This is a genomic window from Rhodobacter calidifons, from assembly GCF_011174775.1.
Lineage (GTDB): Bacteria > Pseudomonadota > Alphaproteobacteria > Rhodobacterales > Rhodobacteraceae > Tabrizicola > Tabrizicola calidifons.
The window spans coordinates 201,081-221,606 of record NZ_JAANHS010000002.1; the positions used below are offsets into that span (position 1 = coordinate 201,081).

The following is a 20,526-nucleotide window of genomic DNA, read 5'->3' on the forward strand; positions in this document are numbered from 1 at the left end:
GACACGACCGACCATGACCGATCCCGTTGCGACGCCCGAAGTGGATGACCTTGCCCGCCACGCCCAGAAGATGGCCAAGAAGAAGGCCGCGCGGGACAGGATCATGGCGGGGAAAGAGGGGGAGAAGGGGCTGATCATCGTCCACACCGGGGCGGGGAAGGGGAAGTCGTCCAGCGGGTTCGGGATGATCCTGCGCTGCATCGCGCATGGGATGCCCTGCGCGGTGGTCCAGTTCATCAAGGGGGCCTGGGATACCGGAGAGCGGCGACTGATCACCACGCATTTCGCCGACCTCTGCCAGTTCCACGCGATGGGCGAGGGTTTCACCTGGGAGACGCAGGACAAGGCCCGCGACATCGCGGCGGCGCGGGCGGGGTGGGAGAAGGCGAAGGAGCTGATCCGGGACCCATCCATCCGCATGGTCCTGCTGGACGAGATCAACATCGCGCTGCGGTATGATTACCTGGATGTGGGCGAGGTGCTGGCCTTTCTGAAGGAGGAGAAGCCGCCCTTGACTCACGTGGTCCTGACGGGTCGGAATGCGAAGGAGGCGCTGATCGAGGCCGCCGATCTGGTGACCGAGATGACGCTGGTCAAGCACCCGTTCCGGGCCGGGATCAAGGGGCAGCCGGGGGTGGAGTTCTGAGTGCGCCGCGCGCGGCGCGATTTGCGGGAACAGCGAAATCAAGGGCTTGGACGCGAGCGTTCAGGAACGGTTAAGGAAATGGCAGGAGGCAGGATGATGCGGAAGACGGGTCTGGCGCTGGTGGTGCTGATGGCGGGGCTTGCGGTCACGGGCTGCGTGCCTCTGCTTGTCGGAGGTGCTGCGGCCGTGGTGGCGGACGAGGTGGTCGAGCAGGACAGGGGCGGCGACGGGCTGTTCTAGGCGGCGTTTCGCCAGGGGGTCTTGCCGGGGGAGGCCGGGCAGGCCGCGACCTGCGGTTCGCGGGAGTCGGTCTGAAGCCCGACCTACTTTCCGGATCGCATGATTCTGCGCTATGGCCCTTGCGCCGACGGACGCCGGAAAGGGTCGGACCAGAGGACCGCCTGGAGAGGAGACGGACATGACCGGCGACCGGAGCAAGCCGACCGCCCCAGGCTGGAGGGGCCTGCCTGCCGGCATCTGGGTGCTGGGCCTGGTGTCGATGCTGATGGATATCTCGTCCGAGATGATCCACGCGCTGTTGCCGGTCTATCTGACGGTGGGCCTTGGCGCCTCGGCGCTGGTTGTGGGGGTGATCGAGGGCATCGCCGAGGCGACGGCGGCGATCACCAAGGTCTTTTCCGGCGCGCTGTCCGACCGGATCGGGCGGCGGAAGGAACTGGCGGCGCTGGGCTATGGGCTGGCGGCGGTGACCAAGCCGGTCTTTCCGCTGGCGCCCTCGCTGGGCTGGCTGGTGGCGGCGCGCTTCATCGACCGGGTGGGCAAGGGGATCCGCGCCGCGCCGCGCGATGCGCTGGTGGCGGACCTGGCACCCGAGGGGCGACGCGGCGCGGCCTTCGGTCTGCGGCAGTCGCTGGACACGTTCGGCGCCTTTCTTGGCCCGGTTCTGGCCATCGCGCTGATGTGGGCCTTTGCCGATGACTTCCGGTCGGTGTTCTGGGTGGCGGTGATCCCGGCCTTCGCGGCCCTTGGGCTGATCCTGTTCGCGGTGAAGGAGCCCGCCCGGCCCGAGGGGCTGCGCCGGGTGCGCAATCCGCTGTCCCGGGCCGAGATACGGCTGCTGGGCCGAACCTACTGGGCCGTGGTCGCGGTGGCCGCGGTCTTCACCCTGGCCCGGTTCTCGGAAGCCTTCCTGATCCTGCGGGCCGAGGCGGCGGGGTTGTCGCTGATGCTGGTGCCCCTGGTGCTGGTGGGAATGAACGCGGTCTATGCGGTATCGGCCTGGCCTGCGGGCGTGCTGTCGGACCGGATGAGCCGACCGGGGCTGCTGATGGTCGGGCTGGGCGTGCTGATCGCGGCGGATCTGGCCCTGGCGCTGGCGCCGGGACTGGCGGGTCTGGGACTGGGGGTCGCGCTGTGGGGTCTGCACATGGGGCTGACGCAGGGCCTCATGTCCGCGCTGGTGGCAGAAGCGGTGCCGGCGGAACTGCGCGGCACGGCCTTCGGCCTGTTCAACCTTGTCACCGGGGGCGCGCTGTTGCTGGCCAGCATGATCGCCGGCGGGCTGTGGCAGGGCCTGGGGTCGCAGGCAACCTTCCTGGCCGGGGCCGCCTTTGCCCTGATTGCGGCGCTGGGTCTGGTTCCCTTGCGGCGCCGGCTGGGCTGACCCCGGTCAGCCGCTGCGCGGGCCGTAAAGGATGACCGCCGCCCCGATCAGGCAGATCGCCGAGCCCAGCATGTCCCAGCGGTCGGGTCTTGTGCTTTCGACGGCCCAGAGCCAGGCCAGCGAGGCGACGATGTAGATGCCGCCGTAGATCGCATAGGCCCGGCCGGCCTGATCCACATTGACCAGTGTCAGCAGCCAGGCGAAAAGCCCGAGGCAAAGCGCGCCGGGGATCAGCCAGAGCGCGCTCTTGTCCAGCCGCCACCAGCCCCAGACGGCGAAGCATCCGGCGATTTCGAAGAAGGCGGCGGCGAAGAAGACGACAAGGTTCTGCATGCGGCGATCTGGACAGAGATTGTCCGGGTTCGCAACGGTTCTGTTGGTGCCGATGCCCTTTCAGGCGATATGATCGCGGGCGACCGACATGCTTTTCAGCACCGCATGGGCCTTGTCGCCCGGTTGCAGGGCCAGTTCGGCTGCGGCGCGGCGGGTGATCCGGGCGAGGATCACGCTGTCGCCCACCGCCAGATGCACCATGACGCCCGGACCGTCGCCGGGCCGGATCGCCGTCACGGTGCAAGGCAGGATGTTCTGCGCCGAAAGCCCCATGGGCCGGTCGCGCGACAGGATCACGTCGTGCGCCATGATTCGCACCCGCAGCCGCGTGCCGGGCGGGCTGTCGATGCCGGGCAGGAACAGCGGCCCGGTGGCGGTATCGAGCCGGGTCAGGCCGTCCTCTTCCGCGCCGATCACCGTGGCCGGCAGCAGTGCCGCGACCTCGCGGATGCCCAGGGCGCGCAGGGCGTCGGGGTCGGCCATCACGGCGGCGGTGGTGCCTTCGCGCAGGAGGCGGCCGCGGTCGATCACCACCATGCGATCGGCCAGAAGCTGGGCCTCGTTCATGTCATGCGTGACCAGCACCACGGGCATCTTCAGATGCGCGCGGAGCGCCAGGATCTCGGCATGCAGCCGTTCCCGCGTGGCGCGGTCCACGGCCGAGAAGGGTTCATCGAGCAAAAGCGCCGCGGGCTTGCGCGCCAGCGCCCGGGCCAGTGCCACGCGCTGCTGCTGGCCACCCGACAGCTGCGCGGGCCTGCGGTCGGACAGGCCGTGCAGGTTCACCAGGTCCAGAAGCCGCGCGGCCTCGGTATGGTCGGGGCGGTCCATCGCTGCGGCCACGTTCTGTGCCGCGGTCATGTGCGGGAAAAGCGCGTAGGTCTGGAACACCACCCCGACATGGCGCCGGTGGGCGGGCAGGGCCAGTCCGGCGGCGGTGTCAAGCCAGCATTCGCCGTCCACCGCCACGCGCCCGGTGGTGGGACGCCAGAGCCCGGCAATCGTGCGCAGGATCGTCGTCTTGCCCGAGCCGGAGGGGCCGACCAGCGCCAGAAGCTCCTCCGGCGCGACCGCGAAGGCCAGGTCCAGCGGGATCGGCGCCTCGGCCCGGAGGGTGACGGTCAGCGTCATGCCAGCCTGCGTCCGATGCGGGCAGAGAGCAAGTAGGTCAGGGTGATGGTGGTGAAGGAGATCGCGACGAGGACCGCCGACATGATGCCGGCGCCGCGCATGTCGAAGGCCTGCACCCGGTCGTAGATCGCGATCGCGATGGTCCTGGTCTCGCCGGGGATCGAGCCGCCGATCATCAGCACGATGCCGAATTCGCCCAGCGTATGGGCGAAGGTCAGCACCATCGCGGTCATCAGCCCCGGCCAGGCGAGCGGCAGTTCGACCTTCCGGAGCGATTTCCAGGGCGACATGCCGCAGGTCGCCGCCGCCTCGCGCAGCTCGGGTGCGATCGCCTCGAAGCCGCGCTGGGCGGGCTGGATCGCGAAGGGCAGGTTGAAGATCACCGAGGCGACCACCAGGCCCTCGAAGGTGAAGACCAGCTGATGGCCGAAGGTGTCCTGCCAGAAGGTGCCGACCGGAGAGTTCCGCCCGAAGGCCAGCAGGAGGTAGAAGCCGAAGACCGTGGGCGGCAGCACGAGCGGCAGCATGACCAGCGCCTCGACCGCGCCCTTGCCGGGGAAGCGCGCATAGGCCAGCCAGCGCCCCGCCAGCACCGAGACGGGCAGCAGGATGGCGACCGTCCACAGGCCCAGTTCCAGCGACAGCGTGAGCGCGGTCCAGTCCAAGGTCAGCCCTCTTCAGGCAGCACGAAGCCGTATCTGACCATGATCTCGCGCGCGGGGGGAGATTGCATGTAGCCGTAGAACGCCTCGGCCACCGGCCCCGCGTCCTTCAGCAGCACCATGCGCTGCAACAGCGGATCGTGCCAGTCCTGCGGGATCAGCGCATGGTCGCCCCTGGCCGCAACCTCGGGCGCCAGCGCCAGCGACAGCGCGATGATGCCGCCGTCGGCATTGCCCGAAAGCGCGAACTGCGCGGTCTGGCTGACATTCTCGCCCAGCACGAGATGAGGCTGGATCCTGTCCCACAGCCCGCGATGCCGCAGCGCCTCGGCCGCACGCAGGCCGTAGGGGGCGTGATCGGGGTTGGCGATGGCGAATTTTCCCAGTTTTCCCGTCTCGAGAAGGCGCGCAAGATTGTCCAGCGTCGCATCAGGCTTCAGCGCCGAGCCATGCGGGGCCATCACCACGATCCGCCCCTCGGCGTAAGGCACGCCCGCGTCCCGGGTCAGGCCCTCGGCGTGCAGCTGGGCGATGAAGGTCTCGTCGGCGGCCATGAACAGCTGGAACGGCGCGCCCTCGCGGATCTGGGTGGCGAAATTGCCGGTCGAGCCGAAGGCGAGGCGGACCTCCTGCCCGGTCTCGGCGGTAAAGGCGGCGGCGATCTCGGTCACGGCGAATTGCAGGTCCGAGGCGGCAGCGATCACCGGAGGCTCTTCGGAGCTGGCCGGCAGGGACAGGACAAGCGGTGCGAGCAGGCCGAAGATCAGGGCAAGCGGACGGACAGCCACGCGGGGTTCCTTCGATATGTTTCACAAAACATATCGCCTGGAAAGCAGCCCCGCGTCAATCCATCGTCTGGCTCTTCTCTGCGGATCTGCGCAGCCAGCCATGCAGGCGGCGGAGATGCGGCGCGGCATGCGCGCTGGCCGCCTGTTCCACCGCGCGGTATTCCTCCAGAACGGCCCGGCCGCGTTCGGTCAGCACCGCGCCGCCCCTTGCCGTTCCCCCGCGCGAGGATTCGACCAGCGGCGCGTCGAACATCGCGTTCAGGGTTTCGATCAGCATCCAGGCGCGCTTGTAGCTCATCCCCATGTCGCGCGCGGCGGCGGCGATGGAGCCGGTGACGGCGATCCGGTCGAGCAGCGCGGCCTTGCCGGGACCCATCATGTCGTCGCCGCCGAAGCGGACGCGGATAGAAAGGGTCGGATGGGGCGGAGGCCTGGGCATGCCTCATTGAACGCGAGCCGGGGCGCGGCGCAAGTGCGAAGCGGCTGCCGGGCGGGCGGCGACCTAGCCGCGCGGCGGGAACATCCGGTAATACAGCGCGTCGGGCAGGAAGTTGCCGCCCCGGAACAGCAGGGAGAACAGCGTCGGGAAGCTGATCTTGAAGCCGCCGCGCGTCATGTGCCGGAACATGATCCGGGCGGCGGCGTCGGCGTCCATGATGAAGGGCATGGCGAAATCGTTCTTCGCGGTCAGCCGGGTGCGGATGAAGCCGGGATTGGCCAGCTGCACGGTGATCCCGGTCTTCCGCAGATCGGCGTAAAGCGATTCGGCCAGCACCATAGTCCCGGCCTTGGAGGCGGCATAGCCGATGGCCCCGGGCAGGCCCCGGAACCCGGACAGCGAGCCGGTGATGACCACATGGCCCCGGTTGCGCGCCACCATGCCGGGCAGGGCCGCGCCCAGCACGCGGATGCAGCCGGTGAAATTGACGTTCGCCATCGCCTCGGCCTTTTCGGCGTCCCAGTCCTGGGCCCGCATCGGCCAGTAGACCCCGGCGAGGAACACCAGACCGTCAAGCTGTGGCAGCTGCGCGGCGGCCCTGGCCACGCTGGCGCTGTCGCCCACGTCCAGCGGCAGGATGGTTGCCGGTCCCGGCAGGCTGGCGGCGGCGGCCTTCAGGCTGTCTTCGCTGCGCGCCGACAGGATCAGCTCGGCCCCGGCCCGGGACATCAGCCGCGCGAGCGCGAGGCCCAACCCTTCCGATGCGCCGATCAGCCAGTAGCGTTTGCCTTTGAAGTCCCTCATTCCGCGGCGGCCAGCTGGCGCTCTTCGCGGGCGGCGGGGCGGATGGTGGCCACAAGCTCGGCCACCTTGATCCCGAACTTGCGGAACTGCGACCGGTTCATGATCGTGCCGTTTTCCAGCAGATACATCCAGTCGGTCACGTCCAGCACATGCCCCCCGGCCTCGGGCGTGAGGCGGATGCGGTAGCGCAGAAGGACGCCCGAGCCGGCGACACGGCCCATGCCCTTGCCCTCGACATCCGGGGCGGTGGCGGTGATCTGCCCGTCCGGGCCCAGCGCCAGGGTCCAGGCGCGGTGCTGGACGCTGCCGCTGTCATAGCGGAACACCTCGGCCAGGGTGCCGGTGGTGCCGTCCCAGGTGCCGGTCATGTCGGCGACAAAGCGCGAGGTGACGCGACCGGTGGGGCCGAAGATCACGCCCTCGCAGATCAGGGGGCCGGACAGGTGCTTGCGCAGATCGAAGTCGGGCCCCTTGCCGCGATAGTCGGCGGGGTCCTGCGCGGCAAAGGAGGCATAGCGCTGCTTCAGCAGCATGACTGCGATGGCGATCAGCGCGCCGGCAAGGGCGGAGAGGATCGGGGTCATCGGAGGGCCTCCTTCGGGGGCGGGGTCAGCTGGGTCCGCGCGAGAAGCGCGATGGCGGTCAGCTTCAATACGCAAGGCAGGCCCGCGTAGATCAGTGTGAGGGCGCGCAGGGCGCTTTCGGGGCTGGACTGGCCGGACTGGAAGCCTGCGGCCTGGAGCGCGGGGAGGATGGTGAGGGCGGCAAGAGCGAGCGAGAGTTTCGAGACGAAGTTCCACAGGCCGAAGGCGGCGGCCTCGGGTGTGCCGGTCTGGGCCAGGCGGCTTGCGAAGATCGCGGGCAGCAGGGTGAGGTCGGCCCCGAGGGCCGCGCCGGAGGCGGCGCAGATCAGGGCGAAGGGGATGAGGTCTCCGGCCCCGAGGGTGAGGGTCCAGAGGAAGCTGGCGATGGCAAGGGTCATGGCGGCGAGGAGGGTCGGCCTGGCGCCATGGCGGCGGGCGAGGAGGGACCAGACCGGGGTCGAGGCGGCGGCGGCGAGGAAGAAGAGCAGGAGGAGCGGACCTTCCCAGTCGGGCAGGGCAAGGCGGCTTTCGACGAAGTAGAGGAAGAGGGTGGAGGTGACCGCGACGGGCGAGGCGTTGAGCAGCGCAATGAGGAGGAGGCGGCGCGACAGCGGGTCGGCCAGCACGGGGCGGAAGAGGTCGAAGGGGTTGGGCGTGGGCTCGGCCGGGGTGCCTTGCCATTCGCGGCGCATCGCAAGGATGGCGGCGATGGCCACCACGGCGAAGATCAGCGCGAAGGCTGTGAAGGGGGTGTCCGTCAGGCGGGCGAGGGCGACGGGGGCGGTGGCGGCAAGGCAGACGCCAAGGAGCGAGCCGCCCTCGCGCCAGCCGGCGAGGCGGATGTGGCCCTGCGGGCCGAGCGTGGCGGCCTTGGTCACGCCTTCGGCATAGAAGCAGATGGTGAGGAAGGAGAAGGCGGAAAAGAGGACGGCCAGCGTCAGCGCGAACCAGAGAAGCGGCGTGATGGGGGGGGGCATGGCAAAGAGGGCGTAGAGGGCGGCGGCCATCAGTGCGGCGGCGAGGGTGACGGTGAGCCGACGCTTTGGCCGCGTTGCCTCGGCCAGCCAGCCCAGCGCGGGATCCTGCACCACGTCGATCAGGCGGAGCGCAGCGAGCGTCAGGCCCATGGCGGCGAGGGAGGTGCCGTAGCTGTCGACGTAGAACTTCGGCGCGTGGATGTAGATCGGCAGGCCGGCCATCGCGATCAGGGCGGCAAAGAGCGACCAGGCGGGGAGGCGGTGGGTCATCGGCCGCGATCAGATTGAGCGCCTTGCGGCGCAAGCCCTTTGTCTCGCCTCTGCGCGCCACGGGCGCGCAACCGGCTCGGGCGGCCTCCGGCGGGGATATTTGCAGACAGATGAAAGGCGAAGGGGGGGCGCATCAGCGCGAGATGTCTTCGGCCGGGGGCGTGGGGCGGGGGTTGAAGCGCACCTTCTTGAGCCAGAGCTTCAGCGCCTGCCAGTGGATCAGCGCCAGCACGCGGCGCGAGCCGAAGGGGCGGCGGAGGGCGGAGGCGAGGATTCCGGCGTTGGTCAGGGGTTGGCGCGGGCCGATCAGGTTGGTGAAGAGGCCGCCGCCGGGGGTGGTGTAGTCGATCCAGATGCCGATGCGGCCCTCGCGGATGTCGAAGCGGAAGGTGTAGGTCCCGGCAACGGGCTGGAAGGGCGAGACGTGGAAGATTTTCTGCGCGGTGATCGTGTCTTCCCGCGTGATCGGCGCACGATCCTCGCGGTGGCAGAGGTAGGAATGGCGGTCGCCGTAGGTGTTCGTCACCTCGGCGATCACGGCGCGCAGGTGGCCGAGGTGGTCGTAGGAGAGCCAGAAGGCGACGGGGTTGAAGACATGGCCCAGAAGGCGGGGCTGTGCCAGCAAGAGAATGCGGTCTGCGGCCAGCCCGTGCTGCGTCAGCACCTCGCGCGCCCATTCGGCGCCGGTGCCCTGGCCGGGCGCGCCGCCGTGGTCCGCGTCGTGGACCGACATCAGGTTGCCCCGGTTGCGCGAGAACAGCGCGGGACCTTCGGCCTTTGCGGAGTCCAGGAGCAGGTAGTCCACCGAATAGCGGAAGGCGTTCTTCACCGCGCCCTTGCGGCCGTGGAAGGTTTCGGCCGGGATGCGTTGCACCTGCATCAGGCGACCAGCCGCAGGGCCTGGCGTTCGGCCATTGCCTCGACCACGTCCACCGCCGAGGCGAAACCGTCCTCGTGAAAGCCGTTGCGCATCCAGGCACCGCAGAACCAGGTGTTGCGGGCCCCGTTCATCGCGCGGAGGCGGTCCTGCGCCGCGAAGGCTGCGACGTCGAAGACCGGGTGGTGGAAGGTGGTCACGTCGTGGATCAATTCGTCCCGGATCGGCCTTGTGGTGTTCAGCGTCACGAACAGCGGGTCGTCCTGCGGGATCGGCTGGAGCGAGTTCATCCAGTAGGTCAGGTCGATCCGGTCGCCGGGGCCCGATTTTGGCTCGACATAGGACCAGGAGGACCAGACCTTGCGCGACCGGGGCATCAGCGAGGGATCGGAATGCAGCACAGCCTCGTTCGGCTGATAGCGGATCGCGGCCAGCGCGCCGGTTTCCTCGGGCGTGCCGTCGGCGAGGAGTTTCAGCGCGATGTTGGAATGGGTGGCGAAAACCACGTCATCGAACAGTTCCGGCTCGCAGCCTTCGGCGCGGACGAAGACCGACCCGGCCTCGCGCCGGACGCTGGCGACGGGGGTGGCGGTGCGGATGTCCACGCCTTGCGCCGTCATCGCGGAGTGCAGGCGGCGGACATATTCCACCGACCCGCCCCTGACGGTGTACCACTGGTGCTGGCCGTCATAGTCCATCAGCGCGTGGTTGCGGAAGAAGCGCACCAGCGCCTGCGCCGGGAAGTTCAGGATGCCCGAGGTCGGCGTGGACCAGATCGCGCCGGAGAACGGGGTGATGTAGTGATCGCGGAAGTAGCGGCCCGTGCCAAGCCGCCCCAGAAGCTCGCCGATGGTCATGGCGGGATCGGTCGCCATGGCTTCGGCATTGCGGTTGAAGTGCAGGATGTCGGACAGCATCCGCAGGAAGCGCGGGTTGAAGGCGTTGCGGCGCTGGGCGAAGATCGTGTCCAGCGAGGCCAGCCCGTATTCCAGCGCGCCGCCCCGGATCGAGGCGCCGAAGGACATGTTGCTTTCGGTGACGGGCACGCCCAGCTTGTCGAACAGCCGGACAAGGTTGGGGTAGTTGACCCGGTTGAAGACGATGAAGCCGGTATCGACCGGCTGGTCCTTGCGCTTGCCGGCGATCACGGTGCGGGCATGGCCGCCGAGGCGCGGCTCGGATTCGAACAGGACGACCGAGTTCCGGTCGGCCAGAAGATGGGCTGCGGCCATCCCGGAAATGCCGCCGCCGATCACGGCGATGCGGCGGGGCGTGGGGCCGAACTGTTCGAAAGGCATTTTCTGGACTTCCCTCGTTGGTTTCACAGGCTTACGCATCGGGTGCCCGATCGGATCACCCTTCGCTGCGCATACGCGGTCGCACCGGAGAAAGTTTCGTGTCAGGTTCCCTATACGCACTGATGCCGGGGAATCTGTCAAATGAAGTTGACAGGAAGGCTTGACTTGTGGCGCCGGCGCTCCAATTGGCTGAAAATGATCCGACTGCGGGGTCAGGGCGTAGAAGTCACATGATGCTTGACGCCTCGAGACCCGCTATGACGGAGCAGGCCTTGCCGCCCATGCCTTCGGGCATCGGTGGGATGGTCGGTTCGCGCCAGAAAAAGGACGGGTCGTTGGCGAAGGTGGAAGATGAGACGGACTGGGCCGGCCTTCTGGTGAAGGTGCGCGACCATCAGGACAGGGCTGCCTTTGCCGCCTTGTTCCGGCACTTTGCCCCCAGGGTGAAGGCCTTCCTGATGAAGTCCGGTGCAGGGGCCGCACTGGCCGAGGAATGTGCGCAGGACGTCATGGCGGTGCTGTGGCAGAAGGCGCATCTCTTCGACCCGGCGCGGGCCAGCGTGGCGACCTGGGTCTATACCATCGCCCGCAACCGGCGGATCGACGCGCTGCGCAAGGCGCGCCGGGCCGAGCCGGAGGAACTGGATTGGGGTCCCGAGCCCGAGCCGGATCAGGCCGAGGTTCTGGAAGCCCAGCAAGAGACAGAGCGGCTGGGGCGCGCGTTGGCCGCGTTGCCTGCACCGCAGAGGACGTTGATCGAACGCGCCTTCTACGGCGACCTCTCGCACAGCGAGATCGCGGCAGAAACGGGGCTTCCCCTGGGGACGATCAAATCGCGGATACGGCTGGCGCTGGAGAAGCTGCGCCACCAGATGGGTTGAAGGACTAAGTAGAAATGACGATACGCCACCATCTTTCGGACCAGCTTCTGATGGCCTACGCGGCCGGTCAGCTGCCCGAGGCGTTCAACCTGGTTGTGGCGACGCATGTCTCGCTGTGCGACGAGTGCCGGGCGCGGGCTGCGTCCTTCGATGCGGTGGGCGGGGTGCTGCTGGAAGAGGCCGAAGAGATCGCGATGGGCGAGGATGCCCTGGCGCGCGCGCTGGAGCGGATCGAGGGCCTGCCGCAGGCGACAAGGTCCGAGCCCTTGAAACCGGCGGGCATCTTCCCGGCGCCGCTGGCCGATTACGTCGGCGGCGACCTGTCGACGGTGCGCTGGCGCAAGGTCGGCGGCGGGGTGAAACAGGCGATCCTGCCCACCGGCAAGGATGCCTCGGCGCGGCTTTTGTATATTCCGGCGGGGACGGCGGTGCCGGACCACGGCCACCGGGGGATGGAGCTGACGCTGGTGTTGCAGGGCGCCTTCGCCGACGAGAACGACCGCTTCGGTCGGGGCGATATCGAGATCGCCGATGAAGAGGTGGAACATACCCCGGTCGCTCTGGCGGGTGAGGATTGCATCTGCCTGGCGGCCACCGATGCGCCGTTGCGGTTCCGGGGGCTGATCCCGAGGCTGGCGCAGCCGCTTTTGCGGATCTGACAGGGGGGCCGGTCGGGCCGGTCTGAAGCCCGGCCTACGGCAGTTGCAAGCGGACCGCGATCACCGGCCAGTCGCCTTGCAGGCGCGCGGGACCCTCGGTGAGGATCAGATCGTCGCGGCCGACCATGTGCCCGTTCACCTCACAAGGGCCGAGCGCGTAGAGCGCAAGGGTGCCACCGGCGGTCAAATGACCGTTCCGGGCGAGCGTCACCTGTGGCTTCGGCAGGCCGCGCGCGGTCATCACGTTGAAATCGTCGGACTGCTGGCTGTTGGTCTCGCTGGCGGTCACCTCGACATCTCCTGTAAAGGCCACCGGCACCAGAGGCGCGCAGCGCAGGTCGATGCCCGGTCCGGTCAGCCGGAAGCCGGGGCCCGAAAGCACCGTCAGGTTCCGCTCGATCCCGGGAAACAGCGAAAAGGGCCCGTCCTCCACCACGGATGCGCGCGACAGGCGGACCAGAAGCTGGCCGTCCCGTTCCAGCCGCCAGAGCTCGGTCGTGGTGCCGCGTCCGTTCTTCCAGGGCTGGGTCCGGTAGTCGGCGGGTGTCAGGTGATGCAGGAACATCCCGTCTTTTCGCGCGACACTTGCCGCAAGACAACCCGTCCCGGGCCTGACCCGGGACCTCCCGGCATCTCTCGGAGAGGCCCCGGGTCAGGCCCGGGGCGGGGTCTCACTCGGCCGCGGTCGGGCCGATCACCCGCGCCGGCGTGTCGGGGGCCAGGTCCTCGAAATCGAAATTGTCCAGCCGCCGCGCGCGTTTGCTGGCCTTGTCGGAGGAGATCTTGATTTCTTCGATATCCTTCGCCGCCTGGCCGAAATGGCGGTCGAGGTTCTCCACCCGCGCGCCAAGGCGTTCGACATCGGCATAGAGCAGCGACAGTTCCCGCCGGATCGCCCCCGCCTGTTCGCGCATCCTCGCGTCCTTCAGGACCGCGCGCATCGTGTTCAGCGTCGCCATGCAGGTGGTGGGCGAGACGATCCAGACCTTCACGCCGAAGCCTTCGCGCACCAGTTCCGGGAAATTGGCGTGCAGTTCGGCATAGACCGCTTCGGACGGCAGGAACATCAGTGCGCCGTCGGCGGTTTCGCCGTCCAGGATGTATTTCTCCGAGATCGCCCGGATATGGGCGCGGACGGCGGTGCGCATCTGTTGCGCGGCCTCCTGTGCGGCGCGCGGGGTGTCGGCGCGGCGGATCGCCTCGTAGGCCTCCAGCGGGAATTTGGCGTCGATCACGATGGGGCCGGGGGGATTGGGCAGATGGATCAGGCAGTCGGCGCGGCGGCCGTTCGAAAGGGTCGCCTGCATCGTGTAGGCGTCCGATGGCAGCGCCTTCTGCACGATGTCATGCAGCTGGATTTCGCCGAAGGCGCCGCGGGTCTGCTTGTTCGACAGGATGTCCTGAAGGGACAGGACGTTCCCCGACAGCTTTTCGATGTTGGCCTGCGCCTTGTCGATGGTTTCCAGCCGCTGCTGCAATTCTCCCAAGGACCGCGCCGTGCGCGTCGAGGTGCCATGCAGCGCCTCGGTCATCTGGCGCTGCACCTCGGCCAGCCGCTGTTCCATGACCTGCAACATCGCCGTCTGGCTGACCGCCTGCGCTTCGGAAACATGGTGCAGGCCGCCCGCCAGGCGTTCCTGCCCGTCGCCCAATTGCTGGATGCGGGAGGACAGCCAGCCGATCTCGCGCATCAGCGGTTCGGCGGCCTTCGCCGAGCGGCTGACGCTGCGCAGGATCAGGACGAGGAAGCCGAGGAGCACCGCGACGAGGCCCCCGAGGACCAGCACCTCGGGGTCGTTCCACTGATAGGTCTGGCCGAAAAGCGTGATCATCGGCGGCCGAACAGGCGTTCGATGTCGTGAAGGCTGAGTTCCACATAAGTGGGCCGCCCGTGGTTGCACTGGCCCGAAAGCGGCGTCGCCTCCATCTCGCGCAGAAGGGCGTCCATCTCTTCCACCCGCATCTGCCGACCGGAGCGGACCGAGCCGTGGCAGGCCATGCGGCTGAGGATCGCGTCGATCTTTGCGCGGACAAGGTTGCTGTCGCCCTGATCGGCCAGTTCGTCCAGGATGTCGCGGATCAGCGCCGCGCCGTTGACCGGGCCGAGGATCGCGGGCGTCTCGCGGATTGCCACCGCGCTGCCGCCGAAGGGTTCGATCACCAGACCGACCGCCGCCAGATCGGGCGCGGCGTCCAGAAGGCGCGCGGCATCGGTGGGCGACAGGTCCACGATTTCCGGGATCAGCAGCGGCTGGCTGCGGATGCCGGTCTCGGCCAGTTGGCGCTTAAGCCGTTCATAGACGAGGCGTTCATGGGCGGCGTGCTGATCGACGATGACGATGCCGGTGGCGGTCTGGGCGAGGATGTAGTTTTCGTGCAGCTGCGCCCGGGCGGCGCCGAGGGGGTGCTCCCGGAAATGCTCGTCGTGCGGCTGCGCCTTCTCCTCGCTGGGGGCGGTGCCGGGGGTGAACGCCGGGGCCTGGGAGGCTTCGGCGAATCCCTGCGGCGCCTGAAACGCAAAGGCGCGTGACAGGCTTTGCTGGCTGGGTCGGTCCATCTGGTAGACGGGGTGGAAGGCGCCCAGCGTGGCCGCGCCGACAGTCGAGGAGGCCCGGTGGCCAGCGCCCGCCAGCGCCGATTTCAGCGCGGTGATGATGAGGCTGCGCGCGGCGTCGGGTTCGCGGAAGCGGACCTCGGCCTTGGCGGGGTGGACGTTCACATCCACGCGCTGCGGATCGGCGATCAGGTTCAGCACCGCCGCCGGGTGCCGGTCGCGGGAGAGGACGTCGAAATAGGCGGCGCGAAGGGCGCCATACAGCATCCGGTCCAGCACCGGGCGGCCGTTGACGAACAGGTATTGCTGCGCCGAGGAGCCCCGCGAATAGGTCGGCAGGGCCGCATAGCCTTGCAGGCGCAGCCCCTCGCGTTCGGCGTCGATGCGCAGCGCGTTGTCGATGAAATCGCGGCCCAACACCGAGGCCAGCCGCGCGCCCAGTGCGTCGAACAGGTCGCCGCTCGCGGGGTCGGCGCGGAACAGCACGCGCGCCTCACCCCCGCTCACGTCGCGGAGCGTGAAGCCCACCAGCGGCTCGGCCATGGCCAGACGGCGGATGACCTCGGTCACCGCCTGCGTCTCGGCCCGGTCGGAGCGGAGAAATTTCAAACGCGCCGGGGTGGCGAAGAACAGATCGCGCAGTTCGACCACGGTGCCCCGGGTCAGCGCGGCGGGTTTCACCGGGGACATCCGGCTGCCCTCGCAGGTGATCTGCGCCGCCTCGCCGTCCGCGCGCGAGGTGATGGTCAGTCGTCCCACGGCGCCGAGGGACGGCAAAGCCTCGCCCCGGAAGCCGAAGCTGCGGATGTCCAGCAGGTCGGACCCGTCGATCTTCGAGGTCGCATGGCGCGAGAGCGCCAGCGGCAGGTCCTCGGCCGTCATCCCGCAGCCGTCGTCGGTGACCCGGATCAGCGTCTTTCCGCCGTCGGCGATGTCCACCTGGATACGCGACGCGCCGGCGTCCAGCGCGTTCTCGACCAGTTCCTTCACGGCCGAGGCGGGCCGTTCCACCACCTCGCCCGCCGCGATGCGGTTGATTGCGGCCTCATCCAGTTGCCGGATCACCGGACGACCGGTAATGCCCGTTATCTTGGGGGTGTGAAGCATCATGCCCCCATCTGTAGCAGGGTGCAACGAGTCGGGGAAGAACGAAACGGGATTGTCGCGCTTCGGGGTTGCGCTGTCCGGGCCGTGCGTCGTATCGGCGGAAGAAACGGGGGACAGTCATGCAGGACATCCTGGCGCTGGCCAGCGCCAACCTTCTGACGCCGATGATCCTGTGCTTTGCGCTGGGTCTCTTTGCCGCCCTCGCCCGCAGCGAGCTGACGATCCCCGAGGCGGTGGCGAAGGGGATGTCGATCTACCTTCTGTTCTCCATCGGCTTCAAGGGCGGGGTGGCGGTGGCCGACCACGGGATGGACGGGCGCATCGTCGCGGCGCTGGCGGCGGGCATCGTGCTGTCCTTCGTCATCCCCTTCGCGGCCTTCGCCCTGCTGAAGCTGATGACCCGGCTTCCGGTCACCGATGCGGCGGCGGTGGCGGCGCATTACGGCTCGATCTCGATCGTGACCTTCGTCACGGCCTCGTCGGTGGTGCAGGGCACGGGATTGAAGGCCGAGGGCTACATGGTCGCCGTGGCTGCCGCGATGGAGGCCCCGGCGATCATCTCGGCGCTGTTCCTGGCCAGCCGCTTCGGCGGACGGGCCGAGAAGATGGATGCCGAGCTCTGGCGCGAGATCCTGCTGAACGGGTCGATCGTGCTGCTGGTCGGGGCCTTCCTGATCGGGCTGGTGACCGGAGAGCCCGGCATGGCGCGGATCGAGGCCTTCATCGTCGCGCCCTTCCAGGGGGTGCTGTGTCTGTTTCTTCTGGACATGGGCCTGGTCGCGGGACGGGGGATGCGGAATGCAAAGGGCGTGCTGACCCTGGGGGTGCTGGCCTTCGGGCTGCTGATGCCGGTGGTGGGCGCGGGCTTCGGGCTGGCGGCGGGGATGATCCTTGGTCTGTCCACCGGCGGCGTCGCCCTCCTGATGGTGCTGGCGGGGTCGGCGAGTTACATCGCCGTGCCCGCCGCGATGCGGGTGGCCCTGCCGGATGCGAACCCGTCGATCTACCTGACGCTGTCCTTGGGCGTGACCTTCCCGTTCAATCTGGTGATCGGTATTCCGGCCTGGGTGGCCGTGGCAACGGCGGTGGGGGGCTGAGACGATGCAGATGCACAAGGCGAAACGGGTGGAGATCATCATCGAGGCGCCGATGGAGGGCCGTCTGACCCAGGCGCTGGAGAAGGCGGGGGTCACGGGGTTCACCGTGCTGCCGGTGTTCGGCGGCTCGGGCCGGTCGGGCCGCTGGACGCGCGAGGGCCAGGTCGGCCGCAGCGGCATGGTCGCCGTGGTCTGCCTGATCCGGCCCGAGCGGCTGGATGGGCTGCTTGAGGCGGCCTATGCGGTGGTCGAGCGGCATATCGGGGTGATCGGGGTGACCGATGCCGAGGTGCTGCGGGCGGAAAGGTTCTGAGACCCCCGCCCGCGAAGGCTCGTCGCTGACTTCGCCACTCCTCGCCGGGGTCAACCGACGACCCAACCGACGAGGAGCCGAAGGCGAACGAGGAGGCGTCAGCCGTGCTTGACCATCACATGCCTGACCACCGTATAGTCCTCCAGCGCATAGACCGACATGTCCTTGCCGTAGCCCGACTGCTTCAATCCCCCATGCGGCATTTCGTTGGTCAGCATGAAATGGGTATTGATCCAGGTGCAGCCGTAGCGCAGCCGCGCCGCCGTCGCCATGGCGCGGCCGACGTCGCGGGTCCAGACCGATGACGCCAGCCCGTAATCGCTGTCGTTGGCCCAGGTGACGGCCTCATCGACTTCGCTGAACGGGGTCACGCTGACCACCGGGCCGAAGACCTCACGCCTTACGATCTCGTCCTCCTGCCTGGCCCCGGCGACCACCGTGGGCTTGTAGTAGAAGCCCTGGTCCATCGCCTCGCCGCCCGTGGTGATCTGGATGTGGTTCAGTTCGCGCGCGCGGTTGACGAAGCTGGCCACCCGGTCGCGCTGGCGCTGCGAGATCAGCGGGCCGATTTCATTGGTGGCGTCGTCCTCCGCCCCCAGAACGATGGACGACGCCGCCGAGGTGAGATCCGCGACGAGATTGTCGTAGATCTTCTTCCCGGCATAGACCCGGCAGGCGGCGGTGCAGTCCTGTCCGGCGTTGTAGAAGGAAAAGGCGCGCAGGCCTTCGACGACCTCGGAAATGTCGGCATCGTCGAACACGATCACCGGGGCCTTGCCACCCAGTTCCAGATGCGTCCGCTTCACGGTCTTGGCGGCCGCGTCCAGCATCTTCTTGCCCGTCGCCACGTCTCCGGTCAGGGAGATCATGTCCACCTGGGGATGGTTGATGAGGTAGCTGCCGACGGTCTGCCCACGCCCGGCGATGACGTTGACCACACCTGCGGGCAGGACATCGGCCAGGATCTGCGCCAGTTTCAGCGCGGTCAGCGGCGTCTGCTCGCTGGGCTTGAAGACCACGGTATTGCCGCCCCCGATGGCAGGGCCAAGCTTCCAGGCCATCATCATCAAGGGATAGTTCCAGGGCGCGATACTGGCCACCACGCCCACCGGGTCACGGCGGATCATCGAGGTATGGCCCGAAAGGTATTCGCCCGCCACCGTGCCCGTCATGCAGCGCACGGCGCCGGCGAAATAGCGGAAGCAGTCCACGATGGCGGGGATCTCGTCGTTGCGCGCCGCGTTGATCGGCTTGCCGCAGTTCAGCGCCTCGAGCGCGGCGAAGACATCGGCTTCGGCTTCGATCCGGTCCGCAATGGCCAGAAGCGCGGCCGAGCGTTCGGCGGGCGTGGTGCGGGACCAGCCCTCGAAGGCGGCGCGTGCGGCGCCGACGGCGCGGTCCACCTGGGCGGTCGAGGCTTCGGGCAGTTCCAGGATCAGCCCGCCGGTGCGGGGGTTCAGGATCGGCTCGGGCGTCTCCTGTCCGGCTTCGAAGCTGCTGCCGATGAGGAATTTCGTCTGGATGGTCATGGGTAAGTCTCCCTATTTGCCCATGCCGGCGGTCTCGGACCCGCCGCGGGTGAGGTAGTAGGCGATGAGAATCGGCAGGAAGGTGGCGGCAAAGACCACGATCGCGACGACATTGGTGACGGGGCGCTGGCGCGGGCGGACGAGTTCATTCAGCATCCAGATCGGCAGGGTGGATTGCTGGCCCGCGGTGAAGGTGGTGACGATGACCTCGTCGAAGGAAAGCGCGAAGGCCAGCATCCCGCCGGCAAGAAGCGCCGAGCCGAGGTTCGGCAAAAGGACGTGACGGAATGTCTGGAAGGCGTTGGCGCCGAGGTCGGCCGATGCCTCCATGATCCCGCCCGACAGGCGGCGCATCCGGGCCACCGCGTTGTTATAGACGATGACGATGCAGAAGGTGGCGTGGCCAAGGACGATGGTCCAGGTGGAAAAGGGGATGTCCATGATCCCGAAGGCCGAGCGCAGCGACATCCCGGTGATGACGCCGGGCAGCGCGATCGGCAGGATGATGAGCAGCGAAAGCTGGTCGCGCCCGAAGAACCGCGCCCGGCTCATCGCGGCGGCAGCAAGGGTGCCCAGGATCATCGCCAGCACCGTGGCGATGGCCGCGACCTTCAGGGACAGGTAGAGCGGCGGCCAGATGTCGGCGCGGTTCCAGGCCACCGCGAACCATTTCAGCGTCAGGCCGGGGGGCGGGAACTGGTAGGTGCGTTCCTCGGTGGTGAAGGCGTAAAGGAAGATGAACAGGATCGGCAGGTGCAGGAAGAGAAGCCCACCGATGGCCGTGATCTTCAGCAGGAGCGAGGGTCGGTCAGAGAGCATCGAAGGCCCCCGCACGTTTGGCCAGCGTCAGGTAGATCAGCATGATGACGATGGGCACGACCGCGAAGGCAGCGGCCAGCGGGATGTTCCCGGCGGTGCCTTGCAGCTGGTAGACCGCCAGCCCGATGAAACGCGACGAATTCCCCACGATCTGCGGGATGATGTAGTCGCCCAAAGTCAGCGAGAAGGTGAAGATCGACCCGGCGATCACCCCCGGCAGGGCCAGCGGCAGGATCACCGTGCGGAAGGTCTGGCCCCGCGTGGCGCCGAGGTCGGCCGAGGCCTCGAGCATCGACGTCGGCACCCGTTCAAGGGCGGCCTGCATCGGCAGGATCATGTAGGGCAGCCAGATGTAGACGAAGACGAGGAAGGTGCCGAAGGGCGAGGTGGAAAGCGATGAGCCTTCGAGGCCCGGGATGGTCAGGATCCCGTCGATCAGGAACCCGGTCCCGGTGCCCGAGGCGGCCCAGGTCAGCACGCCCTCTTTTGCCAGGATAAGCTTCCAGGCATAGACCTTGACCAGATAGCTGGACCACAGCGGCAGCATGACGCCAAGGTAGAAGGCCGCCTTCCACGGGCCTTTGGCGTAGCGGGCGGCGTAGTAGGCGATGGGGAAGGCCAGGATCGCGCAGGCCAGCGTCACGGCGGCGGCCATGACCACGGTGCGGATGATGATATCGAGGTTCTGCGCGCGGAAGAGTTCGGCATAGGTCTTGAGGGTGAACTCCTCTTTCACGACGCCCGAGAATTCGTCGATGGAATAGAAGGACTGGAGGAGCAGCGCGGCGAGCGAGCCGAGATAGACGACGCCCAGCCAGAGCAGCGGCGGCGCGATGAGGAGAAGGAGAAGCAGGCCGGGCCGCCGCCAGAACGTGCCGGTCAGCCGATCGGCCAGACCCTTTGCCGGGAGGATCGCGGTGACGGTCATCGGCGCGCCTCGGAAAGGTCAAGCTTGCCGAAGGAAATGTCCCGGGCGCCCGGTCCTGCGGCGGCGCCCGGTCGAGTGGCGTCGGAGCCTCCGGCGGGGATATTTTCCGGACAGATGAAATCTGTTGCGGCTTTCATCTGTCCCCAAATATCCCGGGGGTGAGGGCGAAGCCCGAGGGGGCGGCGCCCCCTGTGGCGGTCGGGCCA

General features: G+C 68.2%; 23 protein-coding genes. 7 read left to right on the plus strand and 16 right to left on the minus strand.

The genetic code is table 11. The features are described 5' to 3' along the window. Positions 1-13: 13 nt before the first annotated feature. The 3 genes from cobO to G8O29_RS03525 all read left to right on the plus strand — a co-directional run bounded on the left by cobO (position 14) and on the right by G8O29_RS03525 (position 2,270). Positions 14-646 carry a cob(I)yrinic acid a,c-diamide adenosyltransferase gene (cobO, locus tag G8O29_RS03515; RefSeq protein WP_166401836.1) on the plus strand — a complete coding sequence of 211 codons (633 nt, stop codon included), beginning with the start codon at positions 14-16 and terminating at the stop codon, positions 644-646. 96 nt (positions 647-742) lie between these two features. Beyond that, a complete protein-coding gene (locus tag G8O29_RS03520) occupies positions 743-886 on the plus strand; it encodes a hypothetical protein (RefSeq protein ID WP_166401837.1) in 144 nt (47 codons plus the stop codon). A gap of 178 nt (positions 887-1,064) precedes the next feature. After that, positions 1,065-2,270, plus strand: a complete 1,206-nt coding sequence (locus G8O29_RS03525; RefSeq protein WP_166401838.1) for an MFS transporter — start codon at positions 1,065-1,067, stop codon at positions 2,268-2,270. A gap of 6 nt (positions 2,271-2,276) precedes the next feature. Here the strand turns inward: G8O29_RS03525 and G8O29_RS03530 are convergent, their stop codons facing one another. The 10 genes from G8O29_RS03530 to G8O29_RS03575 form a co-directional block, all read right to left on the minus strand. Further along, entirely contained in the window at positions 2,277-2,603 is a 327-nt protein-coding gene (locus G8O29_RS03530) for a YnfA family protein (RefSeq protein WP_166401839.1), read from the minus strand. A 60-nt stretch (positions 2,604-2,663) separates the two neighbouring features. Then, positions 2,664-3,734: a molybdenum ABC transporter ATP-binding protein gene (modC, locus tag G8O29_RS03535; protein WP_166401840.1), complete on the minus strand. Its 1,071-nt coding sequence runs from the start codon at positions 3,732-3,734 to the stop codon at positions 2,664-2,666. Then, entirely contained in the window at positions 3,731-4,399 is a 669-nt protein-coding gene (gene modB, locus G8O29_RS03540; RefSeq protein WP_166401841.1) for a molybdate ABC transporter permease subunit, read from the minus strand. The genes modC and modB overlap by 4 nt, the downstream gene beginning before the upstream one ends. A 2-nt stretch (positions 4,400-4,401) precedes the next feature. After that, the gene (modA, locus tag G8O29_RS03545; RefSeq protein WP_166401842.1) at positions 4,402-5,184 is read right to left on the minus strand and encodes a molybdate ABC transporter substrate-binding protein; all 783 of its coding nucleotides are present in this window, start codon (positions 5,182-5,184) and stop codon (positions 4,402-4,404) included. A gap of 55 nt (positions 5,185-5,239) precedes the next feature. Beyond that, on the minus strand, positions 5,240-5,623 hold the full coding sequence (locus G8O29_RS03550; RefSeq protein WP_166401843.1) for a winged helix-turn-helix domain-containing protein: 384 nt from the start codon (positions 5,621-5,623) through the stop codon (positions 5,240-5,242). A 63-nt stretch (positions 5,624-5,686) separates the two neighbouring features. Further along, a complete protein-coding gene (locus tag G8O29_RS03555; RefSeq protein ID WP_128514764.1) occupies positions 5,687-6,427 on the minus strand; it encodes an SDR family NAD(P)-dependent oxidoreductase in 741 nt (246 codons plus the stop codon). Continuing rightward, a complete protein-coding gene (locus G8O29_RS03560; protein WP_166401844.1) occupies positions 6,424-7,011 on the minus strand; it encodes a DUF3833 family protein in 588 nt (195 codons plus the stop codon). Before G8O29_RS03560 ends, G8O29_RS03555 begins: the two co-directional genes overlap by 4 nt. Further along, positions 7,008-8,258, minus strand: a complete 1,251-nt coding sequence (locus tag G8O29_RS03565) for an MFS transporter (RefSeq protein WP_166401845.1) — start codon at positions 8,256-8,258, stop codon at positions 7,008-7,010. Before G8O29_RS03565 ends, G8O29_RS03560 begins: the two co-directional genes overlap by 4 nt. A 133-nt stretch (positions 8,259-8,391) precedes the next feature. After that, positions 8,392-9,138 carry a DUF1365 domain-containing protein gene (locus G8O29_RS03570; protein WP_166401846.1) on the minus strand — a complete coding sequence of 249 codons (747 nt, stop codon included), beginning with the start codon at positions 9,136-9,138 and terminating at the stop codon, positions 8,392-8,394. Further along, a complete protein-coding gene (locus G8O29_RS03575) occupies positions 9,138-10,433 on the minus strand; it encodes an NAD(P)/FAD-dependent oxidoreductase (protein WP_166401847.1) in 1,296 nt (431 codons plus the stop codon). Before G8O29_RS03575 ends, G8O29_RS03570 begins: the two co-directional genes overlap by 1 nt. Before the next feature lie 302 nt (positions 10,434-10,735). Here G8O29_RS03575 and G8O29_RS03580 point away from each other — a divergent pair, with 302 nt between their 5' ends. Then, positions 10,736-11,314, plus strand: a complete 579-nt coding sequence (locus tag G8O29_RS03580; RefSeq protein WP_207623642.1) for a sigma-70 family RNA polymerase sigma factor — start codon at positions 10,736-10,738, stop codon at positions 11,312-11,314. Between the two features lie 14 nt (positions 11,315-11,328). Continuing rightward, complete coding sequence (locus G8O29_RS03585) at positions 11,329-11,973, plus strand: ChrR family anti-sigma-E factor (protein ID WP_166401849.1); 645 nt, start codon at positions 11,329-11,331, stop codon at positions 11,971-11,973. A gap of 34 nt (positions 11,974-12,007) precedes the next feature. Here G8O29_RS03585 and G8O29_RS03590 read toward each other — a convergent pair whose 3' ends face one another. From G8O29_RS03590 to mutL, 3 genes are all read right to left on the minus strand, one after another. Then, entirely contained in the window at positions 12,008-12,538 is a 531-nt protein-coding gene (locus G8O29_RS03590; RefSeq protein WP_166401850.1) for a HutD/Ves family protein, read from the minus strand. Positions 12,539-12,644: 106 nt separating this feature from the next. Then, the gene (locus G8O29_RS03595; RefSeq protein WP_166401851.1) at positions 12,645-13,805 is read right to left on the minus strand and encodes a DNA recombination protein RmuC; all 1,161 of its coding nucleotides are present in this window, start codon (positions 13,803-13,805) and stop codon (positions 12,645-12,647) included. After that, positions 13,802-15,637 carry a DNA mismatch repair endonuclease MutL gene (gene mutL / locus G8O29_RS03600; RefSeq protein WP_437440792.1) on the minus strand — a complete coding sequence of 612 codons (1,836 nt, stop codon included), beginning with the start codon at positions 15,635-15,637 and terminating at the stop codon, positions 13,802-13,804. Before mutL ends, G8O29_RS03595 begins: the two co-directional genes overlap by 4 nt. Before the next feature lie 116 nt (positions 15,638-15,753). Between mutL and G8O29_RS03605 the strand changes: the two genes are divergently transcribed. Both G8O29_RS03605 and G8O29_RS03610 read left to right on the plus strand, forming a co-directional pair. Next, complete coding sequence (locus G8O29_RS03605; protein ID WP_166401852.1) at positions 15,754-16,731, plus strand: sodium-dependent bicarbonate transport family permease; 978 nt, start codon at positions 15,754-15,756, stop codon at positions 16,729-16,731. Positions 16,732-16,735: 4 nt separating this feature from the next. After that, positions 16,736-17,044, plus strand: a complete 309-nt coding sequence (locus G8O29_RS03610; protein WP_166401853.1) for a P-II family nitrogen regulator — start codon at positions 16,736-16,738, stop codon at positions 17,042-17,044. Between the two features lie 98 nt (positions 17,045-17,142). On the opposite strand, the gene G8O29_RS03615 is transcribed toward G8O29_RS03610, so the two are convergent. From G8O29_RS03615 to G8O29_RS03625, 3 genes are read right to left on the minus strand one after another with little or no spacing between them, the layout of a single operon-like run. Continuing rightward, positions 17,143-18,567 carry a gamma-aminobutyraldehyde dehydrogenase gene (locus G8O29_RS03615; protein WP_166402089.1) on the minus strand — a complete coding sequence of 475 codons (1,425 nt, stop codon included), beginning with the start codon at positions 18,565-18,567 and terminating at the stop codon, positions 17,143-17,145. An 18-nt stretch (positions 18,568-18,585) separates the two neighbouring features. After that, positions 18,586-19,392, minus strand: a complete 807-nt coding sequence (locus tag G8O29_RS03620) for an ABC transporter permease (protein WP_166401854.1) — start codon at positions 19,390-19,392, stop codon at positions 18,586-18,588. Then, a complete protein-coding gene (locus G8O29_RS03625) occupies positions 19,382-20,320 on the minus strand; it encodes an ABC transporter permease (RefSeq protein WP_166401855.1) in 939 nt (312 codons plus the stop codon). The genes G8O29_RS03620 and G8O29_RS03625 overlap by 11 nt, the downstream gene beginning before the upstream one ends. Between the last annotated feature and the right edge of the window lie 206 nt (positions 20,321-20,526).